This is a genomic window from Acinetobacter sp. AKBS16 (assembly GCF_002899995.1).
GTDB lineage: Bacteria > Pseudomonadota > Gammaproteobacteria > Pseudomonadales > Moraxellaceae > Acinetobacter > Acinetobacter baumannii.
The window spans coordinates 69,993-76,020 of record NZ_POYH01000098.1 but is presented as its reverse complement, the minus strand read 5'-3'; the positions used below and the strand labels follow the sequence as shown (position 1 = coordinate 76,020).

The 6,028-nt window shown below is 40.2% G+C and carries 7 protein-coding genes; 2 read left to right on the top strand and 5 right to left on the bottom strand.

What is annotated here, in order from left to right; translation table 11 throughout:
* Positions 1-920, bottom strand: a 920-nt coding sequence (locus C1642_RS17980) for a 3-hydroxybenzoate 6-monooxygenase (protein WP_228153982.1), incomplete at its 3' end; no start/stop codon positions are given.
* A 27-nt stretch (positions 921-947) separates the two neighbouring features.
* Positions 948-1,985, bottom strand: coding sequence for a cupin domain-containing protein (locus C1642_RS17975; RefSeq protein WP_000400481.1), 1,038 nt, complete (start codon positions 1,983-1,985; stop codon positions 948-950).
* A gap of 154 nt (positions 1,986-2,139) precedes the next feature.
* Between C1642_RS17975 and C1642_RS17970 the strand changes: the two genes are divergently transcribed.
* Positions 2,140-3,033 carry a LysR family transcriptional regulator gene (locus C1642_RS17970; RefSeq protein ID WP_000459879.1) on the top strand — a complete coding sequence of 298 codons (894 nt, stop codon included), beginning with the start codon at positions 2,140-2,142 and terminating at the stop codon, positions 3,031-3,033.
* A gap of 101 nt (positions 3,034-3,134) precedes the next feature.
* Here C1642_RS17970 and C1642_RS17965 read toward each other — a convergent pair whose 3' ends face one another.
* Positions 3,135-3,593, bottom strand: coding sequence for a DMT family transporter (locus C1642_RS17965; RefSeq protein ID WP_098713483.1), 459 nt, complete (start codon positions 3,591-3,593; stop codon positions 3,135-3,137).
* A gap of 9 nt (positions 3,594-3,602) precedes the next feature.
* Positions 3,603-4,037: a DMT family transporter gene (locus C1642_RS17960; RefSeq protein WP_020753173.1), complete on the bottom strand. Its 435-nt coding sequence runs from the start codon at positions 4,035-4,037 to the stop codon at positions 3,603-3,605.
* A 99-nt stretch (positions 4,038-4,136) separates the two neighbouring features.
* On the opposite strand from C1642_RS17960, the gene C1642_RS17955 reads away from it, so the two are divergent.
* Entirely contained in the window at positions 4,137-5,069 is a 933-nt protein-coding gene (locus C1642_RS17955) for a LysR family transcriptional regulator (protein WP_103236694.1), read from the top strand.
* A 100-nt stretch (positions 5,070-5,169) separates the two neighbouring features.
* On the opposite strand, the gene C1642_RS19905 is transcribed toward C1642_RS17955, so the two are convergent.
* Positions 5,170-6,028: MFS transporter (locus C1642_RS19905; RefSeq protein WP_228153981.1), on the bottom strand; the 859-nt coding region annotated here is incomplete at its 5' end.

The window sequence follows — 6,028 nt, the reverse complement described above, 5'->3', positions numbered from 1 at the left end:
GCACCTTGCGCCATATATTGCGTGGTCGGATGTGCCGCATCGCCAAGTAATGTCACACGCCCAAAAGTCCATGTTTCAATCGGTTCACGGTCTGCAGTTGCCCAGCGGCGCCAGCTTTTTGGTAACTCAATCAATTGACGTGCTTTCTGGCAAATTTCTTGAAAATAAGACAGTACTTCTTCTTTGGAGCCATCAGTTACGCCCCACTGTTCTTGCTCACGGCTATGAAACGTCACTACAACGTTATATTCCTTTCCACCGCGCAGTGGATAATGCACAAGATGGCAATTTGGCCCTACCCAAATACTGGCTGCATTCCATTTCAAGTCTTCAGGAAACTCGCTTTCAGGTACAACAGCACGGTAAACCACATGACCTGTAACCAATGCAGGGTCACCCACATAGGTATCACGCACAACGGATTTAACACCGTCAGCACCGATAAGTGCCTGACCATGATATTGTTTCCCGTTTTGATCGGTAATTGTTACACCAGCATCATCTTGGTCAACTTTTTGAATATGACAATTAGTGATAATTTCCAAGTTGCCGTATTGTTTTGCACCTTCGACCAATGAACCATGAATATCGGCACGGTGAATCACCGCATATGGGTTACCGAAACGTTCACGGAATTTTTCATCGGTTGGAATTTTGCCGACCTGATATTCATCAATCGCATCATGCATGACCATATAATCGGTATAGACCGCTTTACTGCGAGCAATTTCACCAATTCCTAGCGCATCAAAAGCATGAAATGCGTTCGGCCCTAGTTGAATTCCTGCTCCGATCTCACCAATTTCAGGGGCCTGTTCAAAAACCTGTACCTTAAAGCCTTGTTTTGCCAAAGCGAGTGCGGCTGCAAACCCACCAATGCCGCCACCCGCAATTAATATCGGTTGTTGAGTATTTGACATGATTTATATCCTTATAAAATATTCTATTTACTGGCGCTCACGCACAGAGTACAAACCCAGTTTCCGTTGTAAGGGCGCCTCATCTGCAATAAACAAATAACATGGTTGATCTGAGGTATTGATTAAATCAATATGTGAAAAACATGGCGCACATGCCGTATCAGCTTTATTTAAATTGAAATCTTTCTGATCGATTTTGACTTGGAGCTGACCATCAATCACATGAAAAATTTGGGCAGTAGAGCGCGGTTGGAGCTGTAAAGTTTCATTTGGTCTGAGCATTAAAGCTGAGTAACCAATAATATTTTGACAATCATCACCAGTTTCTGGATTGATGTATGTCACCTGAATTGGAGCTTGATGGTTTTTATCATCTGCAAGCGCATGCAAAACTTTTTTGGTTTCTTTCCAAGAGTAACGCATGATCGGATATGAAGTATTTTCACGGGTAAAATGTGCTGTTGGTACAATGCCAGTTCCATAATGATGAGCATTTCCGGCACTGGTTACTTTTTGGATTTCACCCGGTTGTACATAAGAAGCTTCCATGTAATAAACTAAAGGTAAATCCAGTACATCTAACCAGATCACTGGCTCATCGCCATCATGTCCATGTTCATGCCAAAGACCTGATGGTGTAAGGATTAAATCCCCATGCTCCATCATGCATTTTTGACCTTCAACAGTCGTATACGCCCCTTCACCTTCAACAATCAGACGCACTGCATTTGGGGTATGTCGATGTGATGGTGCCCACTCTTTTGGTAATAAAAGCTGCATGCCAAGATACATGACCGAACTGGCTTTCATATTTTCCAGACCATGTCCGGGATTGGCTAAAACCAATACACGGCGTTCAGCTTTTTCAATTGGTGTTAACTCACCAGCTTCAAGCAATAAAGGTTTAATATTCTGAAAATACCAAGCAGTTGCTATGGTCTGCGGCATCGGTTTATGCGGAGGTAATACATTGCGTAAACTTGGCCATAAAGGGACTAAATTTGATTCTTCAAGTTGACCAAGATAACGTTTCGGTAAGTCATCTAGTGTTGCTAAATGTTCCATTTCAGATCCTCTATTTAAGGCCAATTTGTACAAGAATGCTTTGTACTTTTACGACCTATTCTTCCTTGATCATCAATTTAACAATCGAAAATTGTTGAATCCATGCACAAAAAACAATAGTCTGTATTGATAAAATCAATACAAGGAAATTAAAGTGTTTGATCTTGATACTCGGCTTTTGCAAATTTTCTTTGAAATTTATAAACATAGCAGTGTGTCTAAAGCTGCCGAACAGCTTGAAATTGGACAACCAACTTTAAGTATTGCGTTAAATAAATTACGTGAGCATTTTCAGGACCCACTTTTTGTCCGTATTGAAAATAAGATGCAACCTACTGAGTTATCTAAACAAATATTTCCGCTGGTTGTAGAAATTCTGAACCGACTGAAACTGGTTCAAAACTACAATATTGAATTTGATCCAAAGACTTCAAATTATCAATTTAAAATCAGCATGACTGATATTAGCCATCTGGTTTTATTACCTAAACTGATCAATTATTTACGTGCACATGCACCTAATATTCGCTTAGAAATTGTCCCAATTGATGCCAATACACCAGTCATGATGTCAAATGGAGATATTGATTTAGCCATTGGTTTTTTGCCTCAGCTCGAAGCGGGTTTTTATCAGCAAACACTTTTCCAGCAACGTTATATTTGTATTGCCAGTAAAGAACACCCAAGGCTTACAAGGACAACACTATCAGATCAAGAATTTCGCCAAGAGCTGCATGTCGATATTTTCGCAACTGGTGGACACTATGTTCTGGAGCATGAGTTACAAAAACTTGGAGTAAACCGAAATATTCTGGTTCGCCTCCCAAGCTATCTAGGCGTTGGATTAGTTGTTCAAGACACAGATGCGATTGCGACTATTCCTCATTATTTAAGTCAGGTGCTTTTAGTCAGAGGTGGCCTAAAAGTCTTAGAACCGCCTTATCATTTTCCAACTTATAGCGTGAAGCAGCATTGGCATGCACGAGTTCATCAAACACCAAGCAACCAATGGTTAAGAAGAGTATGTTTTGAACTTTTTTCTGAATAGAATATTTAATCAGATACTATTAAAATCTAATAAAAATAAAAAGACTTTGCGTAGAGGGATAAATTGCTCCACACAAAGTCTTTATAAAATTTTTTACAGCATTACCCTTCTACCTTTTTATCCTTACTGCTTGAATAAATAAAATATAAAGCAATCCCTAAGCAAATTAGCGCCCCTAATCGATACAGTGAAAAAGGAAGCGTTTCATTGCCGAACCAGCCAAAGTTATCAATCAAGATACTCATCAAAAGTTGCCCAAAAATCACAGCCACCGTAGCAACTGCAGCCCCAATTCTTTGTACAGCCAGTACCATAATGACAATATAAGGTACGCCACACATGGCGCCTAATAACTGCCATTTAGGAACATCTAATAGTGTTAAGGTTTGTTTAGGTTCAAAGTAAAAAATAAGGAGAGCCGTAATTAGAGCACCGACCGAGAAAGTCAAAAAAGCACTACGAAATACACCAACTTTTGCTCCAAGTTGACCATTAATTGCGGCCTGTACACTCAGTAAAGCACCACCAATGACGGCGAGAAGAATCATTAAAATTGTCATGGCTGTCTCCTACGCTTTTGACACAAGTACAAGTGCGGCAATAATAAAGATGAGTGCCACTACCCGTTTACGGTCTACTTTCCGATGTGGAGTCCCCAGTAAACCATAGTGGTCGATAATCAGACTTTTAGATACCTGTCCCGCTAAAATGCCAATCATGGTCATTGCAATGCCAATAATTGGAGTGGTAATGGTCAAAATAATGACGTAAGCCGGACCTAAAACGCCACCGAGTAATTGCCAAGATGGAAGTGTAAAAAATGAAGGGCTATTGCGTGGGCTAAAAAACAACATGAGTAAAAAAGTAAGTGCTGCACCCACACCAAAAATACTAAAAGTGGCCCACAACTCACCTACTTCCTTTCCTAACGGCCCTAAAAGCCCAGCTTCGACCGATAGCCCCATTCCCCCTAAAATGGTTAGGAGTAGTAATAGAATTTGCATCTACATTGCCTCATCTGTATCTAGGCAACGAATACTAAGGTAGCCAATTCATCAGAAAAACAGCATAATGCATGAATCACTTTTGCAGAAATTGCACAAATGGATTTAACAAATTCGATTGATATCCGCACGCTTCGCTTCTTTATTAGTGTTTACAATGCTCAAAACTTCTCGAATGTAGCACGTAAAGAAGATGTGTCTGCCTCCATGATTTCTCGAACCATTCAACAACTTGAAGATGCGTTGGGGCAGCAACTTTTCTACCGAAATACACGAGCAATCACACCAACGGAATCGGGCAAATTATTTTTTGAGTATGCAAAAAGAATTACCGAACAATTTGATGAAGCTCAAAAGGCATTGCAAGATAAAACCATAGAACCATCTGGACTCGTCCGAATTAATGCCCCTGTATTTTTTGGTCAACGGCATATTGCGCCGTGGTTGGCGGGTTTATCAGAGCGTTATCCAAGGCTTCTAATAGAACTAATTCAAACCGATGAATTTATAGACCCATTACGCGAAAGCACAGATTTAATATTTCGTATTGGAGCACTGACTGATTCATCATTTCATGCCCGTATTTTTGGTACACAGAAATATCATTTGGCTGCCTCTCCTCAGTATGTTGCCAAATACGGTACGCTCGACCACCCAGCAGAACTTAATCAACACAAGTGCCTAGTTTATAAAGGTTTTGAAGGTCCTAACCGCTGGTTAGTGAGAAAGCCCAATGAAGAATGGGTACATTATCCAATTACCCCGTTACTTTCATCGAATAATGCCGAGAGTTTAATGACAGCCGCGCTTCATGGCATGGGGATTGTTTTATTTCCTGATTGGCTGATTGGCGAAGCTTTAAAACAAGGTGATTTAATAAAGCTTTTACCTGAATATGAAGTCGCGATTAAATCGCACCCCCAGCATATCGCAGCCATTTATCCCAATGTCCGCCATCCACCACTCAATATTAGAGCAGTGATCGATTATTTTGCAGAAATCTATGGAGACACACCGTATTGGCAGAGTTAGTTTTCTTTTCAATGCCAGCAAAGTATTCCAATATCGACATACTTTGCTGGTGCCTCATCAGAGATGAAAATAAGATTAAAAACTTGAAATAGATAATAATTTAATTTGCACTCAAACTTAAATTATCAACTTGTTCTAATTTTTCTTTTTTAATGAGATAACCCAATATAATTTGCAAAATCACGCCAATAAACGCACAACATGACATTAAGAGAAAACACCAGATATACCCCTGATGACTATGCCAACCACCAAAGCTCGTAAGCAAATATCCCATAATAATCGGTGCGACTGCCCCACCTACATACTGAGCAACTGTAATTAAACTATTTGCAGTTCCAATTGCTCCGGCTGGCGCATAATCTGATGCTGTCGCATAGAAAATAGGCCAAATTGCGTTGGCAGATAGACCAAAAAACAGTTGTATTGCGATGACGGAAACCACGCCTGAGGTTAAACAAAAACTTGCAATGCTGACCGCCATCCAACAACCACATAAAATCAATGTGAGACGTCTGCCAATCTTATCGGACAAAGTCGGCCAAATAATTTGCCCCATCATGCCGGTAATTGTAAATACAGCGCTCAAGCCAGCCGATTTCGCCAGATCTAACCCGACAATATTGTATAAAAATGCAGGAAAGATAGTTAAAAAACCAATATAAACTACATGGGTAATTAAAGTACTGGCTGCGGTAAACACAATTCCCCGAGAACTTAGAGTTTGTTTTAAACGTTCCCATGTACTATGCGTACTTGTTTTTTCTTCTCCTTCATCGTGCACAAAATCTGTTGGTGGTGTGAATTGATTATCTACACAAGATTGGTGAAACTCTGAATAACGTTTACGGGTCGAATAAATCGCCCAAAACGTTAATGCCGGTACAGCAAATATAATTCCAAGAAAAAAGGCATAGCGCCAATTTTGCGGGCCAAAATAGGTAATGATGGTGGCCATT